The 23125-nt window shown below is 64.5% G+C and carries 20 protein-coding genes and 1 pseudogene; 16 read left to right on the plus strand and 5 right to left on the minus strand.

The genetic code is table 11. From position 1 onward, the window contains the following. Positions 1 to 15: 15 nt before the first annotated feature. The 3 genes from AC1DLO_RS14565 to AC1DLO_RS14575 all read right to left on the minus strand — a co-directional run bounded on the left by AC1DLO_RS14565 (position 16) and on the right by AC1DLO_RS14575 (position 2267). Positions 16 to 411 carry a hypothetical protein gene (locus AC1DLO_RS14565; protein WP_476914508.1) on the minus strand — a complete coding sequence of 132 codons (396 nt, stop codon included), beginning with the start codon at positions 409 to 411 and terminating at the stop codon, positions 16 to 18. Further along, complete coding sequence (locus tag AC1DLO_RS14570; protein ID WP_476890480.1) at positions 404 to 976, minus strand: SRPBCC family protein; 573 nt, start codon at positions 974 to 976, stop codon at positions 404 to 406. The genes AC1DLO_RS14565 and AC1DLO_RS14570 overlap by 8 nt, the downstream gene beginning before the upstream one ends. Before the next feature lie 139 nt (positions 977 to 1115). Beyond that, a complete protein-coding gene (locus AC1DLO_RS14575) occupies positions 1116 to 2267 on the minus strand; it encodes a sulfite oxidase (RefSeq protein WP_476890399.1) in 1152 nt (383 codons plus the stop codon). Between the two features lie 169 nt (positions 2268 to 2436). On the opposite strand from AC1DLO_RS14575, the gene AC1DLO_RS14580 reads away from it, so the two are divergent. Next, positions 2437 to 3165 (plus strand): hypothetical protein, encoded by a 729-nt coding sequence (locus AC1DLO_RS14580; RefSeq protein ID WP_476890400.1) that lies wholly within the window; start codon positions 2437 to 2439, stop codon positions 3163 to 3165. 90 nt (positions 3166 to 3255) lie between these two features. Beyond that, complete coding sequence (locus AC1DLO_RS14585; RefSeq protein WP_476890401.1) at positions 3256 to 3909, plus strand: TetR/AcrR family transcriptional regulator; 654 nt, start codon at positions 3256 to 3258, stop codon at positions 3907 to 3909. A 239-nt stretch (positions 3910 to 4148) separates the two neighbouring features. On the opposite strand, the gene AC1DLO_RS14590 is transcribed toward AC1DLO_RS14585, so the two are convergent. Continuing rightward, positions 4149 to 5015 carry a GntR family transcriptional regulator gene (locus AC1DLO_RS14590; RefSeq protein WP_476890402.1) on the minus strand — a complete coding sequence of 289 codons (867 nt, stop codon included), beginning with the start codon at positions 5013 to 5015 and terminating at the stop codon, positions 4149 to 4151. A gap of 270 nt (positions 5016 to 5285) precedes the next feature. Here AC1DLO_RS14590 and AC1DLO_RS14595 point away from each other — a divergent pair, with 270 nt between their 5' ends. From AC1DLO_RS14595 to AC1DLO_RS14620, 6 genes and pseudogenes are all read left to right on the plus strand, one after another. After that, complete coding sequence (locus AC1DLO_RS14595) at positions 5286 to 6551, plus strand: RuBisCO large subunit C-terminal-like domain-containing protein (RefSeq protein WP_476914509.1); 1266 nt, start codon at positions 5286 to 5288, stop codon at positions 6549 to 6551. 1 nt (position 6552) lies between these two features. Continuing rightward, complete coding sequence (locus tag AC1DLO_RS14600) at positions 6553 to 7851, plus strand: four-carbon acid sugar kinase family protein (protein ID WP_476890404.1); 1299 nt, start codon at positions 6553 to 6555, stop codon at positions 7849 to 7851. A gap of 53 nt (positions 7852 to 7904) precedes the next feature. Beyond that, entirely contained in the window at positions 7905 to 8948 is a 1044-nt protein-coding gene (locus tag AC1DLO_RS14605) for a zinc-dependent alcohol dehydrogenase (RefSeq protein ID WP_476890405.1), read from the plus strand. 71 nt (positions 8949 to 9019) lie between these two features. Further along, positions 9020 to 10051 carry a 2-keto-3-deoxygluconate permease gene (locus AC1DLO_RS14610; protein WP_476890406.1) on the plus strand — a complete coding sequence of 344 codons (1032 nt, stop codon included), beginning with the start codon at positions 9020 to 9022 and terminating at the stop codon, positions 10049 to 10051. A gap of 1016 nt (positions 10052 to 11067) precedes the next feature. Beyond that, positions 11068 to 11199: pseudogene (locus AC1DLO_RS14615) on the plus strand (type II toxin-antitoxin system PemK/MazF family toxin); the annotation flags it as partial. Between the two features lie 86 nt (positions 11200 to 11285). After that, the gene (locus AC1DLO_RS14620) at positions 11286 to 11762 is read left to right on the plus strand and encodes a MarR family winged helix-turn-helix transcriptional regulator (RefSeq protein ID WP_476890407.1); all 477 of its coding nucleotides are present in this window, start codon (positions 11286 to 11288) and stop codon (positions 11760 to 11762) included. Between the two features lie 61 nt (positions 11763 to 11823). Here AC1DLO_RS14620 and AC1DLO_RS14625 read toward each other — a convergent pair whose 3' ends face one another. Continuing rightward, a complete protein-coding gene (locus AC1DLO_RS14625) occupies positions 11824 to 12840 on the minus strand; it encodes a LacI family DNA-binding transcriptional regulator (RefSeq protein ID WP_476890408.1) in 1017 nt (338 codons plus the stop codon). A 161-nt stretch (positions 12841 to 13001) separates the two neighbouring features. On the opposite strand from AC1DLO_RS14625, the gene AC1DLO_RS14630 reads away from it, so the two are divergent. The 8 genes from AC1DLO_RS14630 (at position 13002) to AC1DLO_RS14665 (ending at position 22926) form a co-directional block, all read left to right on the plus strand. After that, positions 13002 to 14558: a sugar ABC transporter ATP-binding protein gene (locus AC1DLO_RS14630; protein ID WP_476890409.1), complete on the plus strand. Its 1557-nt coding sequence runs from the start codon at positions 13002 to 13004 to the stop codon at positions 14556 to 14558. Then, a complete protein-coding gene (locus tag AC1DLO_RS14635; RefSeq protein WP_476890410.1) occupies positions 14555 to 15577 on the plus strand; it encodes an ABC transporter permease in 1023 nt (340 codons plus the stop codon). Before AC1DLO_RS14630 ends, AC1DLO_RS14635 begins: the two co-directional genes overlap by 4 nt. Next, positions 15567 to 16580, plus strand: coding sequence for an ABC transporter permease (locus AC1DLO_RS14640; protein WP_476890411.1), 1014 nt, complete (start codon positions 15567 to 15569; stop codon positions 16578 to 16580). Before AC1DLO_RS14635 ends, AC1DLO_RS14640 begins: the two co-directional genes overlap by 11 nt. 49 nt (positions 16581 to 16629) lie before the next feature. Beyond that, on the plus strand, positions 16630 to 17724 hold the full coding sequence (rhaS, locus tag AC1DLO_RS14645) for a rhamnose ABC transporter substrate-binding protein (protein WP_476890412.1): 1095 nt from the start codon (positions 16630 to 16632) through the stop codon (positions 17722 to 17724). Between the two features lie 155 nt (positions 17725 to 17879). Next, a complete protein-coding gene (locus AC1DLO_RS14650) occupies positions 17880 to 18254 on the plus strand; it encodes an L-rhamnose mutarotase (RefSeq protein ID WP_476890413.1) in 375 nt (124 codons plus the stop codon). Continuing rightward, on the plus strand, positions 18251 to 19417 hold the full coding sequence (gene rhaI / locus AC1DLO_RS14655) for an L-rhamnose isomerase (protein WP_476890414.1): 1167 nt from the start codon (positions 18251 to 18253) through the stop codon (positions 19415 to 19417). The genes AC1DLO_RS14650 and rhaI overlap by 4 nt, the downstream gene beginning before the upstream one ends. A gap of 3 nt (positions 19418 to 19420) precedes the next feature. Beyond that, the gene (locus AC1DLO_RS14660) at positions 19421 to 21457 is read left to right on the plus strand and encodes a bifunctional aldolase/short-chain dehydrogenase (RefSeq protein WP_476890415.1); all 2037 of its coding nucleotides are present in this window, start codon (positions 19421 to 19423) and stop codon (positions 21455 to 21457) included. Next, on the plus strand, positions 21454 to 22926 hold the full coding sequence (locus AC1DLO_RS14665; protein ID WP_476890416.1) for a rhamnulokinase: 1473 nt from the start codon (positions 21454 to 21456) through the stop codon (positions 22924 to 22926). The genes AC1DLO_RS14660 and AC1DLO_RS14665 overlap by 4 nt, the downstream gene beginning before the upstream one ends. Positions 22927 to 23125: the final 199 nt, after the last annotated feature.

Raw genomic sequence — 23125 nt, forward strand, 5'->3', positions numbered from 1 at the left:
GTTGGTGTGCGGTTGTTACCGGGGCGCGTCAGCCAGTTTGAGGGGAATATCCGTGTTTTCGTTCGTGTAGTAGCTTGCGCACACCCGGTGGTAGCCATCGGCCACCTGCGCGGGAATGCCCCGGGCCAGGTCGCCCCGGACCATGAGGATGGGCGAGAGCTTCTTGCCTTCCCTGATCTTCTTCAAGTCCGAGGCCACGTGGGCGTTGTCTTCCGGCAGCAGCACCAGCCTCGCGGCCCGGAGAATGTCCTTCGCCTTGCGGTGCTGAATGGGCGCAACCTTGAGCGCCGCTACCACGGAGGCAACGACGTCGTCGGATTCCAACAGGGACAAATAGTCAGCCGCGCCCGGATAGTCCTGGTCCTCAGGCTGCGGCAACCAGCGGACTTCGTCTTTGTTGTCATCAGGCATGCGTTGTACTCCTTGGCCAGCGGTATCGGCTTGCAAACGTCGGCGGGGCCGGACGGGGGACCTTGGAGAGGTCCGTCCCGGGACGTCTTCGCCGTAATTCCAGGGCGAGGCTTTCCTGACCGCGGGCCATCGCCCAACGGTGGTTCGCGGAAAAGGCGGGCTTGAGCAGCCAGCTTAGCCTCCGGAGAATCGGTTTCGATGCGCTGACCCTCCAGTCATAGGTGACCACAGTTTCCGGCCCGTCCTGTTCGAAAGTCCAGCGGCCGGTGCCGTTCAAGTCACCGCTCGCGGAGATCGCGAAACCCTGCTCGGTGATGGGCTCGGTGACCGTGAACCTCCAGCGCAGGGTGTACGGCAGCCAACCCTTGGTGTGCAGGGAGAAGGCCTTTCCCGTTCCGTCCGCATTTCCTGGATCCAGCGGCGTCACGGTCAAATACACCGACGGCCACCACCGGGCCAGCGTCCCGGCATCACCCAAAATGTCCATGACCTCGCCAGGGGTTCCCGCGACGCGCCAGACGGTGAGGAATTCGTAGTCGGTGCTGCTCTTGGAATTGCCGCCCATTGCTGCCTCCACGGCGCCGATGGTTAGTGGACTCACAGTACTCACGCCGTTGCACGCGGTCAACGGCCCCGGCCCCGGCTTCCTTACGGGCCGGTTACGCCCGGACTGGTTACGCCCGGACTGCTTATTTCCGGACTGTTTATTCCCGGACCGTCACGGTCAGCCGCTGTATGTCGTTGTTTGCCATGCCTTGATAGTTCCACTCCGGCGTCTCGGGCTGTGTCTGCCCGGTGGAATCGGTCGCACGGCATGCCAATTCGTGGGAACCGGGTGTTGCGATCCACGTGAACGTCCATCCGCGCCACGCGTACCGGCCGACAGGTGCCTCGAGCTGTGCCTTCTCCCACACGCCGTCTACGCAGACTTCCACGCTGTCCACGGTTCCGTTCCCGGACCACGCCCGGCCGCCGAGCTGGACTGGCCCCGCGTCGACCGTGCGTTGGCGCGTGAAGAAGTCGGGAACGCCAGGGGGAACCATCAGGGCGCGGACTTTGATCCGCTGGACGGGTTCGCCGGGATCGTCCGCGTTCTGGGTGTAGCGGTAGGAGTCGAGCTGTTGGTAACCGTCGAAGCTGTGGTCGATTGCCTCGATGGATTGCAACCATTTGACGCTAGTCATGCCGTACCAGCCCGGGACCAGCAGCCGGACAGGGTAGCCATGCTGTGGTGGCAAAGGTTGGCCATTGACCTCATAGGCGAGCAGGACGTCGTCGGACATTGCTTCCGCAAGCGTCAGGCTGCGCGCGTACTGATGCTCCACACCGCCCTGGATCCCGCGGTCGGCGCCCGTGAAGACGAGCTCGACGGCGTCCGGTGAGACTCCGGCGTCGAGCAGCAACGGCGCGAGTGGAGTGCCCGTCCACTCGGCTGTCCCTATTCCGCCTTGGTCCCATGGCTGGCTCACCGGCCGCGGTTCCAGCCGCGAGCGGCCGTTGCCGGCGCACTCCATCGTGACGGCCAGGGTGCGGCGCTCGCGGTGTTGGAGGTCAGACAGGGTGTACTCGTGCGGATGCTCCACGAACCCGCCAATATTCAACCGCCAGGAGACGGGATCTATCCGGGGGACGTCGAAATGGACCAGGAGATAGTGCATGCCCAAAGGTGTGATGGGCCATCGGAGCATCTCCAAGGGCATGGCGTGGTTGCGCGAAGCGAGTTGCAGTTCTTCCCGGGTGATGGGACCGGTGGTGGGAGTGGCCGGTGCGGTTGGCTCTGCTGGAGCAGCGGGGGCGGTGGCGGCCGAGGTGGCAACAGCGGCGCCCTCCGCTGTGCGGCGGGTCTTGACGCTCATGCTCCCAGTATGGGCGTCGCCCGCCGAGGTGTCATTACTCGAGTTGCTTCGATCGCCTGCGCGCCTCGCAGGCTCCCGGGTGAACCGACGGTAGAAAGGGGAGGCGGGCCCGGAAGCCTCCCCTTTCGTGCCACCGTCCCCGCTCCCAGTCCTTGCAACCACAGGAAAAATGACCTTCACACGCAAAACCCATGTCCTTCTCGCTGCCATCCTGATCGCGTTCATTGTGGTCGGCGGGCTCTGGTACGTCGGCCAGCAAGCCCACGCAACGGCGGCCTCCAGTGATGCGGCAGGGTCGCCGACCGTCGCCGCAGACCCGGGGGACGACGTCGAGCCCGTCCAGCCGGGCGAGACAGGACCTGCCGTGGCCCCCAACGCCGCAGTGGTGCAGGAAGCCGCGCCAAAAGCGATCCATTCGCCGGACAAGGTCAGCCGGGACATCGCACTCTCTCCCAATCAGTGCAAAGTGAGGACACTGAACCCCGCGAAAGGCGAGGTTCTTCCTGACCCGTCGTGCACGCCCGGTGCCATTGATCCGGCCGTCAGCGAAGAAAACATCGGCAGCACGATCTGCCGGTCCGGTTACACTGCCACCGTCCGTGCCGCTGCGTCGGACACGGACAAGGTCAAGAAGCTCAGCCTCCAGCAATACGGCCTGGTTCCGGTCCCTTCCACTGAATTCGACCACCTGATCAGCCTCCAACTCGGTGGCACCAACGCGGTGTCCAATTTGTGGCCCGAGCCGAACCGGGAAGGCGCCCCGGGAACCACTAACCCGAAGGATGCCATTGAAACGCGGCTCAATAAGGCGGTCTGCTCCCACCGGATTGCCCTCGGCGACGCGCAGAAAGCCATCGCCCACAATTGGGTCACCGCAGAGAAGGATCTCGGATTGTAGGGACACTTTTCCGAGGACTGGCGGTGCACGCGCTGCCGCGCGCGGCCCGGCTGGTAGCTTGGTGCTACCCCATCCTCAGGAGACCCGACCATGGCGCGCCCGCTCAAACCGTTGATCTCCATCGACGCCGTGGTCACGGCTGCCTTGGATCTCATTGACGAGTCCGGCGATTTCAGCCTCCCCAAGCTGGCCGCGCGGATCGGCGTCAGCCCGTCGTCCATCTACAACCACGTATCCGGCCGGGAAGAGATCCTGGAACTTGTCAGGGGGCGCATTACCGAGGGCGACCCTTTGCGTCCCGACGTGCCTCTCGACGCCGAAGCCAGCTGGGAGGACGTGCTGCGGTCTGAGATCCGCACTTACCGGGAGAACTTCGCCCGGCATCCGCGCGCGGCACCCCTTATGGTGATGCAGACGGTACGGAATGCCCGCGTCATCGCCTTCTATGAGCGAATGGCTTCGGTCCTGGAAGAAGCTGGCTTTCGGGGAGCGGACGTTGCCTCCGCCCTTGCCATGATCGACAGTTTCGCCATTGGCGCCGCGCTGGACCTCTCCGCCCCCGGCAATGTTTGGGACGTGGCGCCGGGTGCCGATTCGGCGCTGGGGCGCGCCGTCGAAGGAGCAGCGGGACTCGGGGACCGTGCCGAAACGGCTTTCGAATTCGGGCTCGAGGTCCTGATCGACGGCTTGCGCCTGAGACAGGGCCGGCTGGGCCCGCGAAACGGCCGCGTTCCGCGCAGCTAGGAACGTACCCGCTGGGGCTTGTGGTCAAGGGGAATGCTCGCCACCCTAAGCGAAAGCCTTTCGTTTAGTAATTTGAGGAATAGTCTGTGACCACTTTGCCGCGCACCCTGTACCGGGCACCCGCCGGGCGAACGGGAGGAGGCATTGGCCGGTATGGGCTGCGCCTGCTCCCTGCCGGGGTCGACTCCCCACCCTTGAGGTTTGCCGCTGGATGTCAGAGGTCGGCTGCCGTAGGGGCTTTAGAGTGCTCCTCGTTCGAGGTCGGCTAGTTCTGATTCAAGTTGCTGGGTCAGGTTGCGTAGGCGGCGGAGGTGTTCTTGGGAGACGCGCCCTGGCTGGTTGGTGACTTGTGCGTCGACGTCGAAGACGGTGTTGGGGCTGTGCCAGACGTTGAACCATTCGAGGCCGTGGCCGAGTGCGTCCCGGGTGACGCCTTGGAGCAGGAGCAGTGGTTCGCGGGTGTTGATGTTCAGTTTCCGTGCCAGTTCAGGGTCGGAGGATACGGCCTGTACTTGGCGGGGTCCGCCGGCGGGGTGGTAGCCGTGGTCGCGCATCAGGCTGAGGAGTGAGGCGTTTTCGAGCAGTTCGGCGGTGAAGTGCGGGAAGAAGTCGCGCGGGACCCAGGTACGCATGAAGGCAACGGGAAGATCGTCGAGGTATCGGACCCGCTCAATTTTCCAGGTGTTGGTGGTGTTGAGGGCTTCGATGCCTGCCTGGGGCGGTTCGGAAGGCTCCACGCTGAGGACATGGGTGCGTAGACGCTGGCCGTGCGCGGCCGCCTGCTCGTCCAAGCCGCCGGCGCGTTGAACATGACGTCGAAGGACAGGTGTTGCTGCCACTACGCTGCCGCGGCCGCGCTGGCGCCGGATGAGGCCGAGGTCGGCGAGACCTGACAGGGCCTGGCGTACGACGCTGCGGGAGACGCCGAACTGCCGTTGCAGTTCCTCTTCGGTGGGCAGGGAGGAGCCTGGGGACAATGCTAGGTCCACGATCTGCCGGTGCAGGATGTCCCGGATCTGGGCATGGAGCGGGCCTCCGGCTTCCCGGTTCAGGCCACCGCTGCGTCCCGCCGGCTCCGATGCTGGTTCTGCTGGTTCCAAACTCACGCTAACTCCTCTGCCGCTGTGCAAATCTTAGCCCTCCCGCTATGCCTCGAGCGGTCCGGAGTGTTTTCAATCGATCTTGACGTGACCTACGCCACCCATTATTGTACGTATCAAAGGTACGTACAACTTCGGACCGGTGATCACAGAAGATCCCTGGACCCGAAGCGCGAGTCACCTGCTTGAGCCCGCATCGGTGCGTGAGCGAAGTGAAAGTACCTGCAGGTGACGGTCGGATACGTGAGTTTCAAAACCCCTCGAATTGGAGAGTCCATGCGCGACCCGCGCCCGGTGCGTTGCACCTATTACCTAGAGTCTGAGATTGAGCCCGAGAAAGCCGCGGCCATCATGGCGGGTGAGCAGTCCAGCGGCACGTTCCTGCCGGTGCCCGGCGAATCCGCCCGGATCCGGGAACGGCACGCCGCCCGGATAGCCGATGTTCAGGAGCTTGGCTTCTGCCGCCCGTCGCTGCCGTCACGGGCCAACCCGGAAAAAGTCCGTGCCGCACTGGTGACGGTCGATTTCCCAATGGAGAACATCGGTGCTGACCTGGCCACCCTGCAGACCGCCATTGCAGGCAATCTCTTCGAGCTGGGTGACCTTTACGCGTGCCGGTTGGAGGATATTCAGCTGCCCGGGGACTTCATCGCCGCCCACCCTGGCCCGGCCTTCGGCATCGAAGGGACCCGCAAGCTCGTCAGTGACGTTCAGGGCGTCATGGTCGGCACCATCGTCAAACCCAACATCGGGCTGTCCGAAGAGGAATTCCGGCTGGTGGTTCGGGATCTGGCCATGGCCTCCATTGACCTGATCAAGGATGACGAGCTGATGACTGATCCGGCGTACCTGCCGCTGGAACGCCGGGTCGCGGTCGCTACCGAGGAAATCCGTGCCGCCGAGCAGGTCACGGGCCACTCGACGATGTATGCCTTCAACATCACCGGCGATCTTGCCGGGCTGCAAAAGCGCCACGACCTGGTGGTGGAGGCCGGTGGCCGCTGCGTGATGCTGAACATCCCCGTGATGGGAATGCCCGCACTGGCGTTGCTGCGCAGCTTCGCCCAGGTCCCCATCCACGGCCACCGCGCGGGCCTCGCCGCCTCCATGCGGTCCAAGGCCCTGGGCATGGACTACCGGGTCTGGCAGCAGATGGCCCGCCTTGCCGGCGCCGACCACCTGCACGCCAGCGGGCTGGGCAGCAAGTTCTACGAACTCGACGAAGAAGTCGCGGCCAACATCCGTAGCCTGCTCGAACCTCTGGGACAGACCGTCACACCACTTCCGGTGTTGTCCTCAGGGCAGAACGTCACCACTCCCGGCCCCACGTTCGACGCGGTTGGTTCCACCGACCTGATGATGCTGGCCGGCGGCGGGGTGGCAGCCCACCCGGACGGTCCCGGCGCCGGAGTGCGCAGCCTGCGCCAGGCGTGGGAAGCAGCCGTGGACGGGGTGCCGCTGCAGTCCGCAGCCGACAAACTCGCACGGACGGGGGACGATGCTCTCCTGCACGCCGTTCAGACTTTCGGGAAGGGTGCCTGACATGACTGCGTTCGGATTCGTCGCGGACGACCTCACCGGAGCCGCCGACGTCCTGGCCCAGTCCCACCGCTACGGCCTGGAAGCTGCCCTGGTCATCGGGGACGCGCCGCTGCCCACGGACACCGACGTCGTCGGGTTCGCAGGTCCGGCACGGTCCCTGTCCGGAACAGCGTTCGACAACCTGGTGGCCCGTGACCTTGCCGGGATTGCGGCCCTGAATCTGGACGTGCTGCTGTACAAGGTTTGCTCCACGTTCGACAGCTCCACCACTGTCGGGAGCATCGGCCGCGGGATCCAGCTGCTCCATGAGCAGTTCCCCCTGCACGGCCCCATTCCCGTGGTGCCAGCCCAGCCGGGCTTCGGCCGTTACACCGCCTTCAGCAATCACTACGCGACCTACGCCGGAAAAATTTACCGGTTGGACCGCCATCCGGTGATGTCGCGGCACCCTTCCACCCCCATGTCCGAGGCGGACCTCCGTGAGGTCCTGGCCGAACAGCTCGGCGGATCCCGGGTGCCCGGGGCAATCCACCTGCCCGCCTACCAGGACGGCACCTTCAAGGACTCCTGGGCCGACCGGCGCCGGGACCCCGGGGCGCAGGCCTTCGTCGTCGACGCGGTTGACGAACACCAGATGGACGCCATCGCGGAAGCGCTCACCCGGGAAGAACACGGCCACGGCCCGTCCGTCGTCGTCGGGTCCGGCGGCATCATGGCAGCCCTGGCACGCTCCATCTCGGACCAGACTCCCCGTACCCCTGGGCCGCAGCGCCCGACGGGACCGGTGCTGGCCGTCAGCGCTTCCGCCTCCAGCACCACAGCGGAACAAATCAACGACGCTGTCTCGAATGGCTGGGAGGACGTTCCTGTGCCTGCCGGACTGCTGCAGCGCGATGACAGCGCCCTCGTGGTAGCCCTCGACGATCAGGTTTCCGCTGCCCTCCGGGCAGGCAGGAACGTTGTCGTCCACACCACGAGGGGCTCGGCGGATCCCCGCTACGGTGCCGCTAAGCCGGTGGATGCCGGTTACGTCGGCACACTCATCGGTGGCATCGCCGCCAGGATGGCAAACGCCGGGCTCACCCGTGACATCGCCGTCTGCGGTGGCGATACCTCCAGCCATGCACTCATCGCCATGGGCGTACGCCAACTCCGGGTGTCGGACCAATTCGTCACTGCAGGCCCCATCCTGCGGGCCGACGGCGCCTCCGCTCTGGCCGGCTGCAGGCTCCTGCTCAAGGGCGGACAGGTCGGCCCGACCGACATCCTGCGCCGCTTCGCTGGCCAGCTCGCCGGCTGACTTCCCCAACATATCCCTCCACGCATCACCAGAACCAACGAAAGGCGGCCCCCATGAGGGCAGTAGTCAAGAACGCAGCCGAGCGAGGCGTCACCTATGTCACCGACGCCGGCGACCCCAAAGCAACAGAAGGTTCCGTCGTTATCGAAGTAGGAGCCGCGTCCCTGTGCGGCACCGACCGCGAACTCTACGAATGGACCCCCTCAGCCCAGGCATTCAACCTCAACCTCCCGGTCATCCTCGGCCACGAAGGCGCAGGAACCATCGTCGAAGTCGGCGCCGGCGTCACCGGGCTCAAGGTCGGCGACCAGGTCGCCCTCGAAAGCCACCTGACCTGCGGACAATGCTTCCCCTGCCGCACCGGCGACGCCCACACCTGCGAACGCACCGGCATCCTCGGAATGCACATCGACGGTGTCTTCGCCGAGTACGCCTCCGTCCCGCAAGACATCTGCGTCAAGCTCCCCACCGGCCTGTCACTCGAATCCGGCGCACTGCTCGAAGCCGCCGGCGTCGCCGTGCACGCCATCCAACGCGCGAACTACACCGTCGCAGGCCGGGCCGTGCTCGTCAGCGGCGCAGGCCCCGTCGGACTCGTCGTCGTGAACCTGGCACTGCTCATGGGCGCCAGCCACGTCATCGCCGTCGACCCGAACCCCTACCGGCGCGCCCAAGCCGAGAAACTCGGCGCAACCGCCCTGCACCCCAACGACGGCATCATCGACCGCTGCCGCGAACTGACCGGCCGCCGCGGCGGCTTCGACGTCGCCTTCGAATGCTCCGGTGCCCCCGGCACCGTGACAACACTCTTCGAAGCCGTCCGCCGCGAAGCCACCGTCATCACCGTCGGACACCCCAGCCGCCCCGCAGAAGTCGACGTCGCCGCCTACATCAACAAAAAGGGCATCACCCTGCGCGGCATCTTCGGACGCCGGCTCTGGGAAACCTGGGAACAAAGCCTGCTGCTCCTCGATTCCGGAAAGCTGGAACTGGACTGGCTCATCACCCACCGCAAGAAGCTCAGCGACATCGACGAAGCCGTCGAACTGCTCACTGGAGACGCCTGCAAAGTCCTGCTCATCCCGGGCCTGGGCTAAACACACCCCCACCCGCGCACCCTCCCCGGAACGCGCGGACCAAGCACCCCAGCCATTCACAGGAGAAATCAATGTCGATTCCCATCAAGAAAGCCCTGGAAAAAGTCCCCGGCGGCATGATGCTGGTGCCCCTTGGCATCGGCGCCGTCATCCACACCCTGGCACCTGACGCCGGAAAATTCTTCGGATCCTTCACCGGCGCATTCTTCACCGGCCTGGCACCCCTCCTGGCCGTGTTCTTCGTATGCCTCGGCGCAACCCTGGAAGTTAAATCCACGCCCTACATCCTCAAGAAGGGCGGCGTACTGCTCGGCTCCAAAATCCTCTTCGCCATCCTCATCGGCGTCATCGCCGGACGCTTCCTCGGCGAAGCACCCATCGGCTCGGGAATCCTTGCAGGCCTCTCAACCCTCGCACTCGTCGCCGCACTCAACGACACCAACGGCGGGCTCTACATCTCCCTCATGGGCCAGTTCGGCCGCAAACGCGACGCCGGAGCCTACTCCATCCTGTCGCTGGAATCAGGCCCCTTCCTGACCATGGTCACCCTCGGCATAGCAGGACTGTCCGCCTTCCCCTGGCAGGCACTCGTCGGCGCCATCCTCCCGCTGGCACTGGGCATGCTCCTCGGAAACTTGGACAAGAACATGCGGAATCTCCTGGCCCCACTGGTACCCGCAATGGTGCCGTTCCTCGGCCTGGCCCTGGGCCTGACCATCAACCTCAACGCAGTCGTGGAAGCAGGACTGCTTGGCATCGCCCTCGGCCTGTTCGTGGTCTTCGTCGGCGGCGCCGTGCTGCTGCTGGCCGACAAGCTCACCGGCGGTGACGGCGTTGCAGGCCTCGCCGCAGCAACCACAGCCGGCAACGCCGCCCTTGTCCCGGCCATCATCGCCACAGCCAACCCCGTCTACGCCCCGGCCGCCGACCACGCCACTGTCCTCGTGGCAGCGTCGGTTGTCGTCTCCGCGGTGATCTGTCCCATGGTGACATCAGCATGGGCTCGCCGGGTACAGAAAAAGGAGGCCACCGGGGACGCACAAGACAGCTCCCCCGAGCAGGAGCAGGTCGCCCACAAACACGCAGTAGAACCCCAGAACTGACCTGGCAGTACCAAAGTAGAGGACGGGGCGTGCACATCCGTGCCCGCCCCGTCCTTGCATACCCGGAACTGGGGGACGAATACACCAAAGCATAGGAAGGAACACCATGGACGCAGCCACCCAACCGGTGAACTGGAGTGAGCGGCCGTTCGTCCCCCAATGATGACTAATCTGCTGCCGCGGTCGCGGGGTACTTGGAAACAATCGCGCGCCTGAAACTGTCTATTCCTTCTACGACTCGTTCGAGAATCCCATGACGGTCAAGGACCAGGGCGGGAACTTCCTGGTCGGCTCGACCCAGTACGTACGGCCACCTGAACCAGATCGCCACGTTCCAGCAGTACGACAAGAACGCCACGAGCAACACGGTCAACACCACCGGGACAAACCAGGTCTACTACTCCTGGGATGCGACCACCGGGCGTCTGGCGAACCAGTCCGCAACCAATATCGCCAACGGTGTCACCGCGGATCTGGGCACCACCACCTACACCTATACCCGTCGGGAAAGCTGAGCGCCCGGGAGGTGTCGTACCCGTCCCGGCCGGGGGCGCCGGATGATTACCAGTGCTACAACTATGACTACGCGGCCCGGCACCCTACGCGCAGACCTACACTTACACGGCGGCGGGGGGACCGGTCCCAGGTCAAGCGTTTTGACGCGGCCGGGAACCTCGCGGCCACCGAGAGGCACGCCTATCCGGCGGCCGGCCAGCCCGGCCCGCACCGGCTGCAGTCGATGACGTCCACCCCGGCCACCGGGACGCCGACCACGGGCACGTTCTCCTGGGATGGGGCGGGGCGGATGACGGGCCGGGCGGGGGAGACCCTGTCCTATGCCCCGGACGGGATGCTCGCCACCGCCACCGGGACCAGCACGCTGCCGGTGAACCCGAACCCTTCCGCGGCGGCGGGGACCCCGCCGGCTCCGGTGGCCGGGACGGCGGGCAGCACGGGGGCGAGGTTTTACGACGCCGGGGGAACCTTGTCGGGCCGACCGACGGGACCGGCACCGGGAGAGTCACATCATGATCGACAAGATCACCACAGTGCGTCGCTCGAACGTCCAGTCCCGGCTGGGGCGTCTCACCGCTGGCCAGCTAGTGGAAGTGGAACGGGCCCTGCTGGTTTTCCTCGGGATCGCATAGGGCATAGAGAAGGTCCGGCACCATCTGGCCGCTACAGGAGTAGCACCCCTCCACCCCCCAAATCCGCTCGGACCTACAATGGAGACATGCCGGACATTGAGCGATGGCCCACGGGGCGCTTGTTGTCTACAGCGGCCCGGCTAGTGGAACACGCCTGGGATGAAAACCTCAGGTCGATCGGTCTTACCCACGCTGGCGTCATTGCGATGGAAGTTCTCTCGGCCACAGGTCCCATCACCCAGACCACGCTGGCGCAGATCGTGCGGGTGCAGGCCCAGACCATGGGCCAGACCCTCAATAGACTCGAAGCCCACGGCCACATCTCCCGCCGGCGAAGTTCCGAGGACCGCAGGGTACATGTCGTGTCCCTGACCGAGGCTGGCGTGCAAGCGCTGGAGCGGGCTGTCGAATCCGAGCAGCAAGTCCTAGCCCAGTTGTCCATCGATAATGCGATGTTCCGCCAGGAGCTAAAGGCACTCGTGCGCGAACTCGCTGATCGGCAAACCGGGGCCGGGAATGACGCCGTCAGCGTCCCTTATTCTTCCGCTGGGCGCGAAGACTAATCGCGTAGCGATTCGAAAAGGTCGACGGCGGCTCTTCCGCCGAGCGGGATCCCTCACCCCGCTAGTGGCGTAGGGTGCTCTGCCTGGCAACGAGTTCGGGCGTGAACACCACTTGGCTGTGTACGTGGCCGTGCTCGCTGTCGATTTCGTCAAAGAGGAGCTCTGCGGCACGTTCTCCGATCAACTGCCTCGGCTGGCTGATGGAGGTGAGCGGAATACTCGATTGGGACGCAAAATCGATGTCGTCGAAGCCGACGATTGCGATGTCCTCCGGCACGCGGAGCCCATTGGCCGCGAAGGATTGCAGGAGCCCAAGCGCCAGTTGGTCGTTGGCGGCAAACACGGCGTCCGGCCGCTTGGCAGGCTGGAGATTCCCGATGAGGTCGCCAACCTGGCGCCCACGCTCAAATTTCAGGTCCGGCGTTTCAAATAATTGAAGGGGGACTCCTGCCCTGTCTGCCGCATCGGCGGCGCCCCGGTAGCGGTCCTCGACCTGCTGCAGTGTGAAGGGACCGCCTACGAACGCTGGGCGGACTGAGCCGACGCTAACGAGATGGTCCAGGGCCGTCGCCCCGCCGGCGACGTCGTCCACGGAGACCGAGCAGAACTGATCTGTGCTTGCGAGCCTGTCCACGAGTACGGAGGGGATGCCCCGGGAGCGCATCTTTTCGAGGCGTTCAAGGACGCTCCCGAACGGAGTGATCAAGACGCCTTGGACACGCTGCTGCTCAAACAGGTCTAGATATGCCTGCTCACGCCCGGCATCTTCGGCGCTGTTGGCCAGGATCAGGGAATGCTTGTGGTCCTCGGCGACGTTCTCAGCGCCCAAAGCCACATCCGTGAAGAAGGGGTTCCGAACGTCCAAGACCAGCATGCCGAGGCTCCTGGTGGATCCGGACCGCAGTGAGCGGGCTGATTCGTTTCGTACGAATCCCAACTGGTCGATCGCGGCCAGGACCCGGCTTCTCTTGTCGATCGACACTTGGTCCGGCCGGTTGAGGACATTCGAAACAGTGCCGACCGAAACCCCCGCAAGAGCGGCGACGTCCGTCAGCTTTGCACCCGGCCCGCTTGGCACGCTGAACCTCCCAATTGATGAATCGAATCAATCCGTTTCATCAATGTTACGTCGTTCACAATGGCCATCCTCGTGTTTGCCTGTTGACATGCCGCGGAAGGAGGCCCTAACGTGTGAGTAGGTTCACAAATGAATCGATTCATTACAAAGGAGTAACGAACATGGCCGAAGCACAAGACGCCACGGTTCGGAGCAACCCGCGTGCCGAGGTGGCCGATGTTCCTGTTTTGGAACTGCGGGATATCCACAAGTCCTTTGGCGCGGTGCACGCACTGCGGGGCGCCAGTCTCAGCCTCTACCAGGGTCAAGTCACTGCGCTGGTTGGAGAAAACGGCGCCGGCAAGTCCACGCTGGTCAAGACCCTCGCGGGCCTGCACCAGCAGGACCGCGGCCGCGTCTTGCTAGACGGCCAAGAGGTCTCCTTCCGCGATCCGCTTCACGCCCGCGAGGCCGGGATTGCGGTCATCTACCAGGAACCGACCATGTTCCCGGATCTCACTGTCGCCGAGAACATCTTCATGGGCAGGCAGCCGCTGCGCTCCCTCCGCAGGATCGACCGGAAGGCGATGCGCCAGCAGGCATTGGACCTTTTCCAGCAGCTGGGAGTCAAGATCGATCCGGACCGGGCTGCGCAGGGCCTTTCGATCGCAGACCAGCAAGTGGTGGAAATCGCCAAGGCCATTTCGCTCGACGCGCGTGTGCTGATCATGGACGAGCCGACGGCGGCCCTCAGCGGAATCGAAGTTGACCGGCTTTTCGCCGTCACCCGCACCTTGCAGGCGCAAGGGGCCGCTGTACTGTTCATCTCCCACCGCTTCGAAGAGGTTTTTGCCCTGGCGGACTGGATCACCGTAATGCGCGACGGCGCGCACGTCGCCACCGCTCCGGCCTCCGAACTCACGGTGGACGGGGTGATCCGGCAGATGGTCGGCCGCGACGTCGCATCATTGTTCCCGAAACAGGAAACGCAGATCGGGCCCACCGCCCTCGAAGTGAAAGGACTTAGCCGCAAGGGCGTGTTCTCGGATATTTCGTTCACAGTCAAGGCTGGCGAAATAGTCGGGCTCAGCGGCCTTGTCGGCGCCGGGCGCTCCGAAGTGGCACGGGCCCTCTTCGGCATCGACAAATACGATTCCGGTGAAGTGCTGGTCCGGAACGAGCTGCTCAAGCCCTTGTCACCCCGGGCATCAATGGCCGCCGGACTCGCGTTCGTCCCGGAAGACCGGCGCAAACAGGGCCTTGTCATGGAGCTGAATGTGAGCCGTAACCTCACGCTGACCCTCCGGCGGAAACTGAGCCGCTTCGGCCTCCTCACCAACCAGTCCGAGGGCCAGGCCACCCAGGAATGGGCCAAGAAGCTACAAATCAAGGTGGGGTCCCCGATCTCAACCCTCTCTGGCGGCAATCAGCAGAAAGTGGTTTTGGGCAAGTGGCTGGCCACCGGCCCAAGCGTCCTGATCATCGACGAACCCACCCGTGGAATCGACGTCGGCACCAAGTCCGAGGTCCACCGGCTCATCTCCGAACTCGCGGGAACGGGCCTCGCCGTCCTCATGATCTCTTCGGAACTGCCCGAGATCCTGGGCATGTCGGACCGTGTCCTGGTGATGCACGAGGGACGGATCACAGCAGAACTCAGCCGTAACGATGCCACGGAGGAATCCGTCATGACGGCCGCCACGGGTGTCGACCCGAAAACCAAGGAGACAACAGCGTGACCACCATATCCCTGCAACGTCAGCCGTCATTGGCCTGGATCGGGACGCTGACCCGGTCCCGCGAGTTCAGCGTCTTCCTCGCACTCGCCATTCTGGTGACCGTGACAGTAGCTGCCAATTCGCGGTTCCTGAGCGGGCAAAGCATCAAGGACCTGCTGCTGAACTCCTCGATCCTCGTGATCCTCGCCGTCGGCCAAGCGATCGTGATCGTCACAAAGAACGTGGACCTGTCGGTCGGATCGGTGCTGGGGCTCACCGCCTTTGCTACCGGAAAAATCTTCATCGCGCTGCCTGAGCTGCCCGTGATCGCCATGCTCGCCATCGGCCTCGCTATCGGCGCATTGCTGGGAGCTGTCAACGGAGCATTGATCGCGGTGGCCAAGGTGCCGGCTTTGGTTGTCACCCTCGGAACCTTGTATATTTTCCGCGGCGTCGACTTTGCTTGGGCCCAGGGCCAGCAGATCAGCCCGTCAGATCTCCCCGGACAATTCCTGGCCCTCGGCGCCGACGCCCTTCTGGGCTTCCCCTACCTGGCGCTGATCGCCCTCGCGGTCGTCATAGCCTTCGGCCTGTACCTGAACAACCTGCGCTCCGGACGCGAGTTCTACGCCATCGGCTCAGACGTCCAAGCTGCTCGGTTGTACGGAATTCGCGTGGGGCGGAAGGTGTTCTTCGCTTTCGCCATTTCCGGCGCCCTCGCGGGCCTCGCCGGAGTGATCTACGCCGCCAAATACGGCAACCTGGACGCGACGGCGGGTCAAGGGCTTGAACTGAATGTCGTGGCCGCGGCTGTGGTTGGCGGTGTGGCAATCGCCGGCGGCGTCGGTACGGTCTACGGAGCTGCAATCGGCGCCGTCCTCCTGACCACCATCACCTCTGCCCTCCCGGTCCTGGGAGTCTCACCTTTCTGGCAGCGAGCCATGATCGGCGCCTTGATCTTGGCCTCAATTGCCTTGGACCGGTACCTTGCCCTGCGCACCGAGCGCCGTTTGAGAGGACACGATTCACATGCTGGTTGATACAGCACCGCCGGCAGCAGACACCCGCCGCTCTCCCCGCTTCGGTTTCCTGCGCAGCTGGGACGCCGCGATCATCGTGGCACTCCTGGCCAGTATCGCCGTCGCGTCCATGACCGTGAGCGGGTTCGCGACCCCGCGCAACAGCGGGTTCCTACTCATCGACGTGATCCCGATCCTTCTGCTGGCCTTGCCGATGACGCTGATCATCCTCACCGGAGAGATCGACCTTTCCGTCGCCAGCATTGCGGGTTTCGTCAGCTGCGTGTTCGGGGCGCTTTGGAATGCCGGCATGCCGATGGAAACGATTGTCCCGCTGTGCATTGTCCTTGGGATTGTGTCCGGGGCATTCAACGGGTTTCTCGTCTCGGTGGTCGGGCTGCCATCACTGGCGGTGACTATTGGCACGCTTGCCCTGTTCCGCGGCCTGGCCTTCGTTGTCCTGGGGGACCAAGCGGTCACCAGCTTCCCGCGGGCCATCACCACCGGCTTGCAGGCGAAGATCGGTGCCACGGGCATCCCCGTCTGGATTGTCCCGGTCATTCTGCTGGCCATCATTTTCGGTGTCGTCCTGCACTTCACAGGCTTCGGCCGCTCCCTGTTCGCGATCGGCTACAGCGTGGATGCCTCCCGTTTTTCGGGAATCGGCGTCGCACGGACCAAGTTCTGGCTGTTTGTCGTCTCGGGCGCCGTCGCCTCGCTGGTTGGCGTGTGGTGGACCCTGCGCTACGGAAGCGCACGCGGCGATAACGCCACGGGCCTGGAGCTTTCGGTCATCGCGGCCGTACTGCTTGGCGGGGTTTCCATCTTTGGCGGCAAAGGCACGCTGCCCGGTGTCATCGCCGGCGTCGGGCTCTTGGCCATCCTGCGCAACGCGCTCCAGCTCGCCAGCGTCCCGGAGGACACCTTGTCGATGCTTACCGGCGGGCTTCTCATCCTCGCCGTCGTTGCTCCCAATGCCATCACCCGGGCCCGCTCCTTGTCCCGAAAAGCTTCAACGACCTGATCACCGTCCAAACCACAGAAACAACGACGTTCAGTTGAAAGGCACCACCATGAAGTTCATGTCCACAACCGGAGCCCGTCGCCTGGCGCCGGCCTATGTCGCCGTCGCCACGGGACTCGCGCTCGCGCTCAGCGCGTGCGGTGGAACCACCAACTCCTCCAGCACCGCCGGCGGCGGAGCCGCCAGCTCCAGTGCCTCAGCGAACCCAAATGCTCCGCTCAAGGAAGGCCTTAAAGTGGCTTTCCTGCCCAAACAGCTGAACAACTCGTATTTCACCGTCACTGACCGCGGCGGCAAGAACGCGGTCGCAGAGTTCAAGGGCACATTCTCCGAAGTGGGTCCCTCGGAAGCCAGCGCCTCCAGCCAAGTGAGCTACATCAACACTCTCACTCAGCAGGGGTCCAATGTGATCGCAACCTCCGCGAACGACCCCAAGGCAATCTGTTCGGCGCTGGACGAGGCCCGCAACGCCGGAGCCAAGGTGGTCACGTTTGACTCCGACACGGACCCGTCGTGCCGTGACCTCTACATCAACCAAGCCACCGCGGAGGGCATCGCCTCCACCCAGATCAAGCTCATTTCCGACGCCATCGGTTCCGAGGGCGGGGATATCGCAATCCTGTCCGCGACGGCCAATGCCACGAACCAGAACGCGTGGATCGAGCTCATGAAGAAGGAACTCCAGAAGCCTGAGTACTCCAAGCTCAAGCTCGTTGCAACCGCCTACGGCGATGACAATGCCCAGAAGTCCCAGCAGGAAGTCCAGGGGCTCCTCCAGGCGCACCCGACCCTGAAGGGCATCATTTCGCCTACGACAGTCGGTGTGGCGGCCGCCGCGCAGTACCTCGCTGGATCCGTATACAAAGGCAAGGTACAGCTGACCGGTCTCGGCTTCCCGAGCCAGCTCAAGGAATTCCTGAAGAACGGAACCATGAAGGCATTCGCCCTGTGGGACGTTGAAAAACTCGGTTATCTTGCAGCGTATGCAGGAGCGGCCCTCGCTTCCGGCCAGATCACCGGCGCCGAAGGCCAGACGTTCAAGGCCGGGACCCTGGGCGAATTCAAGATCGGCGCCAACTCCACCGTCTTGCTCGGCGATCCCACGGTCTTCACTGCGGACAACGTGGACAAGTACAACTTCTAGGCACGGCGGCAACTCCGGCGCTTGCCACGAGCAGTGCCGGAGTTGCCGGAGCAATGTGCCGACAGCTATTGCTTCTATGAATCGATTCAATTAGAGTTTGAATGAATCGATTCAATCAATCTGATTCATTCACATTCAGACCAGGAGAATTCCAGATGAGGGTGTGCTTCCGTTCCTCGGTCAAACCCAGCCAGATTCCCGAATACCGAAGCCGTCACGCTGCGGTGTGGCCGGAGATGCTCCGGGAACTCAAGGCGGCTGGTTGGAACAACTATTCGCTGTTCCTCGCTGACGACGGGCTGTTGGTGGGATACGTGGAGTGCGACGACTTTGACGCGGCGCGGGCCCGCATGGCCCTGACCGAGGTGAATGCCCGCTGGCAGGCGGAAATGGCACTCCTGTTCGAGGACGGGGCGCAGTCACCAGACCAGGGATTCCTCCAACTCACCGAAATCTTCAATCTCGAGGACCAGTTGTCCGCGGCCAGGGCCTCAGGGGACAACCACCAACCGCAGAAGGAACAATCATGAAAGACGTAGCAACGGCGCTGGGCCGGTTGGAAGAACTGGCCATCGAAGTTCCCTCGTGGGCCTACGGCAACTCGGGCACCCGCTTCAAGGTGTTCAGCACGCCCGGCACGCCGCGGACTGTCCAGGAGAAGCTCGCCGACGCCGCGAAGGTCCACGAACTGACAGGCCTCGCGCCGACCGTGGCACTGCACATCCCCTGGGACAAGGTGGAAGATTACTCCGCTCTCCGCGAGTACGCTGCCGATCTTGGCGTTGGACTGGGAACCATCAATTCCAATACATTCCAGGACGACGAATACAAGTTCGGTTCCCTCACGTCTTCCGACGCAGCCGTACGCCGCCGCGCCATCGACCACCACCTGGAATGCATCGACATCATGCACGCCACGGGCTCCCGGGACCTGAAGATCTGGCTGGCAGACGGCACCAACTATCCGGGCCAGGATGACATGCGCGGCCGCCAGGACCGCCTGGCCGAGTCCCTGCAGGAAATCTACGCCGGCCTCGGCGAGGACCAGCGCCTGGTGCTTGAGTACAAGTTCTTCGAGCCGGCTTTCTACCACACCGACGTCCCGGACTGGGGTACCTCCTACGCACAGACATTGGCCCTGGGGGAGAAGGCCTTCGTCTGCCTGGACACCGGCCACCACGCCCCAGGCACCAACATCGAGTTCATCGTGATGCAGTTGTTGCGCCTCGGCAAGCTCGGATCCTTCGACTTCAATTCGCGTTTCTACGCGGACGACGACCTGATCGTCGGTGCCGCGGATCCGTTCCAGTTGTTCCGCATCATGCACGAGGTCATCCGCGGCGGAGGCTTCGGCAAAGAGTCCGGCGTGGCCCTGATGCTGGACCAGTGCCACAACCTGGAAGAGAAGATCCCGGGCCAGATCCGCTCGGTGCTCAACGTCCAGGAAATGGCGGCGCGCGCGTTGCTTATCGACGGCGCCGCGCTGGCCGAAGCCCAGAAGAGCGGTGACGTCCTGGCCGCCAACGGCATCTTCAACGATGCCTTCTACACCGATGTCCGGCCTGTCCTGGCCGAGTGGCGCGAATCGCGGGGCTTGCCCGCGGACCCGATGACGGCGTTCAAGGCCAGTGGATACCAGAAGAAGATCAACGAAGACCGCGTGGGCGGCCAGCAAGCCGGATGGGGCGCATAGAGCATGAGCAACAAGACTGTTGAAGAACTGATCACCCGTTCCAACCGCCTCGGCGCGGACAAGCGGAACACCAACTTCGCCGGCGGGAACACCTCGGCCAAGGGCACTGAAAAGGACCCGGTCACAGGCGAAGATGTCGAGCTCCTCTGGGTCAAAGGTTCCGGTGGCGACCTGGGAACCCTGAGGTCCGAAAACCTCGCCGTTTTGCGCCTGGACCGGCTGCAGGCACTCAAGGCGGTTTACCCCGGCGTCGAGCGCGAAGACGAAATGGTGGCCGCGTTCGATTACTGCCTGCACGGCAAGGGCGGCGCCGCTCCGTCAATCGATACCGCCATGCACAGTCTGGTTGATGCCGCGCACGTGGACCACCTGCACCCGGACTCGGGCATCGCGATTGCGACGGCGGTGGACGGCGAAGCGCTGACGTCCAAGATCTTTGGCGAGAAGGTGGTGTGGGTTCCGTGGCGCCGCCCGGGCTTCCAGCTGGGACTGGACATCGCGGCGATCAAGGAGGCCAACCCTCAAGCAATCGGCACCATCCTCGGCGGTCACGGCATCACCGCGTGGGGCGCCACGAGCGCGGAAGCCGAGGCCAACTCCCTCTGGATCATCGACCAGGCCGAACGCTACATCGCGGAGAACGGCAAAGCCGAGCCTTTCGGCGCCAAACTCCCGGGCTATGCGGCGCTTCCTGAAGCCGAAAGGAAAGCCAAAGCAGCCGCCCTGGCTCCCGTAATCCGCGGCCTTGCCTCCGCCGACAAGCCGCAGGTAGGCCACTTCAGCGACGACACCCGCGTCCTGGAGTTCCTCGAAGGATCGGAGCACCCGCGCCTCGGCGCGCTGGGCACCTCCTGCCCGGACCACTTCCTTCGCACCAAGGTCAAGCCCCTGGTGCTGGACCTCCCCGCTGACGCAGGCATCGAGGAAAGCATCGAACGCCTCAAGGAGCTCCACGCCGCTTATCGCGAGGACTACCAGGCCTACTATGACCGCCACGCCGACGAAAGCAGTCCTGCCTTGCGCGGCGCCGACCCGGCCATCGTTTTGGTCCCCGGCGTCGGGATGTTCTCCTACGGCAAGGACAAGCAGACCGCTCGTGTGGCCGGCGAGTTCTACCTGAACGCCATCAACGTGATGCGCGGCGCCGAGGCCATCTCCTCCTACGCCCCCATCGAGGAATCGGAGAAGTTCCGGATCGAATACTGGGCCCTCGAGGAAGCCAAGCTCGCCCGGATGCCCAAGCCCAAGTCCCACGCGACGCGCATCGCGCTGGTGACCGGTGCGGCGTCGGGCATCGGGAAGGCGATCGCCACCCGCTTGGCGTCAGACGGCGCGTGCGTCGTCATTGCCGACCTGAACCTTGAGAACGCCCAAGCCGTCGCTGCGGAACTGGGCGGTGCCGACGTCGCCATCGGAGTGCAGGCCGACGTCACCGACGAAGCCCAGATCGCCGCGGCCGTCCAGGAAGCTGTCCTCGCCTTCGGAGGACTGGATCTGATCGTGAACAACGCGGGTCTGTCCATCTCCAAGCCGCTGCTGGAAACCACAGAGAAGGACTGGGACCTGCAGCACAACGTCATGGCCAAGGGCTCGTTCCTGGTCTCCAAAGCCGCGGCGAAGGTCATGATCGGGCAGGGCATGGGCGGCGACATCGTCTACATCTCCTCCAAGAACTCGGTGTTCGCGGGTCCGAACAACATCGCCTACTCCGCCACCAAGGCAGACCAGGCCCACCAGGTTCGCTTGCTTGCCGCTGAACTGGGCGAGTACGGCATCCGCGTCAACGGCATCAACCCCGACGGCGTCGTCCGCGGTTCCGGCATCTTCGCCGGCGGTTGGGGCGCCAAGCGTGCCGCCGTCTACGGGGTCGAAGAGCAGGAACTGGGCAAGTACTACGCACAGCGCACCCTGCTCAAGCGCGAAGTCTTGCCCGAGCACGTGGCCAACGCCGCCGCCGTCCTGACCAGCAACGAGCTCTCGCACACCACGGGCCTGCATATCCCGGTGGACGCGGGCGTCGCCGCGGCCTTCCTGCGATGAACGGGCAAGCCAATGCGGGCGGCGTTTTCGTCGCCGTCGATATCGGAGCGTCGTCGGGCCGCGTCATGCTCGGCCGCGTCACCGGCGGGCGGGCCGAACTCGAAACAGTGCACCGCTTCCCCAACGGCGTCATAGAGCTCGACGGCGGACTCCACTGGGACTTCGATGCTTTGTTCGAGGAGGTCCTCAAGGGACTTGCGGCTGCCGCTGAGGCGGCCACCGCGAGCGGTGCGCGGATCACCAGCATCGGCATCGACACGTGGGCCGTCGACTACGGGCTGGTGGACGACTCCGGCAAACTCCTCGCGCAGCCGTTCAGCTACCGCGACGAGCGGGGCCGCTCCGCCGTCGCGAACGTCCACAAGGCGCTGGCTCCGGCGCGGCTCTACGCCACCACCGGTCTGCAATTCCTCCAGTTCAATACGATTTACCAGCTCGCCACCGAGCGGGACCTGCGCGGCCTGCAGGCGTTGCTGATTCCGGACTTGATCGCGTTCAAACTCACCGGTCAGCGCCGGAGCGAGGCCACGAACGCGTCCACCACCGGACTCTTCGACGCCGTGGCCGGGGAGTGGGCCACCGAACTCTTCGAGCCGCTCGGCCTGCCCAAAAACCTGTTCCCCGCCATCATTCAGCCCGGCGAAACGGTGGGCACGTTGCTTCCGGACATCGCGGCCCGGACAGGGTTGCCGGCGGACACTGCGGTGGTTGCCGTGGGATCGCACGACACTGCCTCGGCTGTGGCCGCGGTGCCGGCGTCGCGCGAAGACTTCGCCTACATTTCTTCCGGGACGTGGTCCTTGGTGGGGGTGGAACTGGACGGCCCGGTCGTTGGCGAAGCGAGCCGGCTGGCCAACTTCACCAACGAGCGCGGGGTCGACGGTACTATCAGGTACCTGCGCAACGTGGGCGGGTTATGGCTGCTCAGTGAATGCATGCGCACCTGGGCTGCTGAAGGGCACGCGCCGTCGCTCGCCAGCCTGCTCGAGTCCGCGGCCGCACTGCCCGCCGGTGGCCCGCAAATCAACGCCGACGATCCCGCGTTCATTGCCCCGGACAACATGCCCGAGCGGATCCGATCCGCCGTGCGCGCCACAGGCGCCGTTCTACCGGACGGTCCGGCCGCCGTCGTGCGTTGCATCCTGGACAGCCTGGCCGCCGGCTACGCGAGAACCCTGGCACGCGCCGAAGAACTCTCCGGCAAGCAGACGTCCGTGGTCCACATCGTTGGCGGCGGCTCGCAAAACCGGCTGCTGTGCCAGCTCACGGCCGATGCCACCGGCAAAACGGTGGTGGCCGGCCCGGTGGAAGCCACGGCGCTGGGGAACGTTTTGGTACAGGCACGCGCGGCCGCCCATGAGCACTGGAGCCTCCAGGACTTGCGCCGGCTCGTAGCCTCAAGCTCGGCCCTGCAACGCTACGAACCGGCACCCGCGGGGACGGCCGCCCTCCAAGAATTGAGCCAGTGAGCAGTAGTGGACCACTTCGCCTCCCAGGCAAGCCTCCAGCGCCCGTAGCTCACTGGTCAGTTTGGGCGGATCCTCGAATCACTCTTGGTGACCGAGAAGACCGGGCGGTAGTCCCACCAGTCCCTTGAGCCCACTTCCGGGGCTGTCGCCGCGTCTGTCATTTCTGCATCTCCCCCCAATGGGCGCATCCGTTAGCGCG

The organism is Arthrobacter sp. 01T419 (assembly GCF_056398865.1).

Excerpts from the sequence above, each read along its gene's own strand:
- AC1DLO_RS14665 (WP_476890416.1), top strand. The coding sequence starts at position 21,454 with ATGAACGGGCAAGCCAATGCGGGCGGCGTTTTCGTCGCCGTCGATATC.
- AC1DLO_RS14640 (WP_476890411.1), top strand. The coding sequence starts at position 15,567 with ATGCTGGTTGATACAGCACCGCCGGCAGCAGACACCCGCCGCTCTCCC.
- AC1DLO_RS14660 (WP_476890415.1), top strand. The coding sequence starts at position 19,421 with ATGAGCAACAAGACTGTTGAAGAACTGATCACCCGTTCCAACCGCCTC.
- AC1DLO_RS14600 (WP_476890404.1), top strand. The coding sequence starts at position 6,553 with ATGACTGCGTTCGGATTCGTCGCGGACGACCTCACCGGAGCCGCCGAC.
- AC1DLO_RS14630 (WP_476890409.1), top strand. The coding sequence starts at position 13,002 with ATGGCCGAAGCACAAGACGCCACGGTTCGGAGCAACCCGCGTGCCGAG.
- AC1DLO_RS14585 (WP_476890401.1), top strand. The coding sequence starts at position 3,256 with ATGGCGCGCCCGCTCAAACCGTTGATCTCCATCGACGCCGTGGTCACG.
- rhaI (WP_476890414.1), top strand. The coding sequence starts at position 18,251 with ATGAAAGACGTAGCAACGGCGCTGGGCCGGTTGGAAGAACTGGCCATC.
- AC1DLO_RS14575 (WP_476890399.1), bottom strand. The coding sequence starts at position 2,267 with ATGAGCGTCAAGACCCGCCGCACAGCGGAGGGCGCCGCTGTTGCCACC.
- AC1DLO_RS14610 (WP_476890406.1), top strand. The coding sequence starts at position 9,020 with ATGTCGATTCCCATCAAGAAAGCCCTGGAAAAAGTCCCCGGCGGCATG.
- AC1DLO_RS14570 (WP_476890480.1), bottom strand. The coding sequence starts at position 976 with ATGGGCGGCAATTCCAAGAGCAGCACCGACTACGAATTCCTCACCGTC.
- AC1DLO_RS14620 (WP_476890407.1), top strand. The coding sequence starts at position 11,286 with ATGCCGGACATTGAGCGATGGCCCACGGGGCGCTTGTTGTCTACAGCG.
- rhaS (WP_476890412.1), top strand. The coding sequence starts at position 16,630 with ATGAAGTTCATGTCCACAACCGGAGCCCGTCGCCTGGCGCCGGCCTAT.
- AC1DLO_RS14595 (WP_476914509.1), top strand. The coding sequence starts at position 5,286 with ATGCGCGACCCGCGCCCGGTGCGTTGCACCTATTACCTAGAGTCTGAG.
- AC1DLO_RS14650 (WP_476890413.1), top strand. The coding sequence starts at position 17,880 with ATGAGGGTGTGCTTCCGTTCCTCGGTCAAACCCAGCCAGATTCCCGAA.
- AC1DLO_RS14580 (WP_476890400.1), top strand. The coding sequence starts at position 2,437 with ATGACCTTCACACGCAAAACCCATGTCCTTCTCGCTGCCATCCTGATC.
- AC1DLO_RS14605 (WP_476890405.1), top strand. The coding sequence starts at position 7,905 with ATGAGGGCAGTAGTCAAGAACGCAGCCGAGCGAGGCGTCACCTATGTC.
- AC1DLO_RS14565 (WP_476914508.1), bottom strand. The coding sequence starts at position 411 with ATGCCTGATGACAACAAAGACGAAGTCCGCTGGTTGCCGCAGCCTGAG.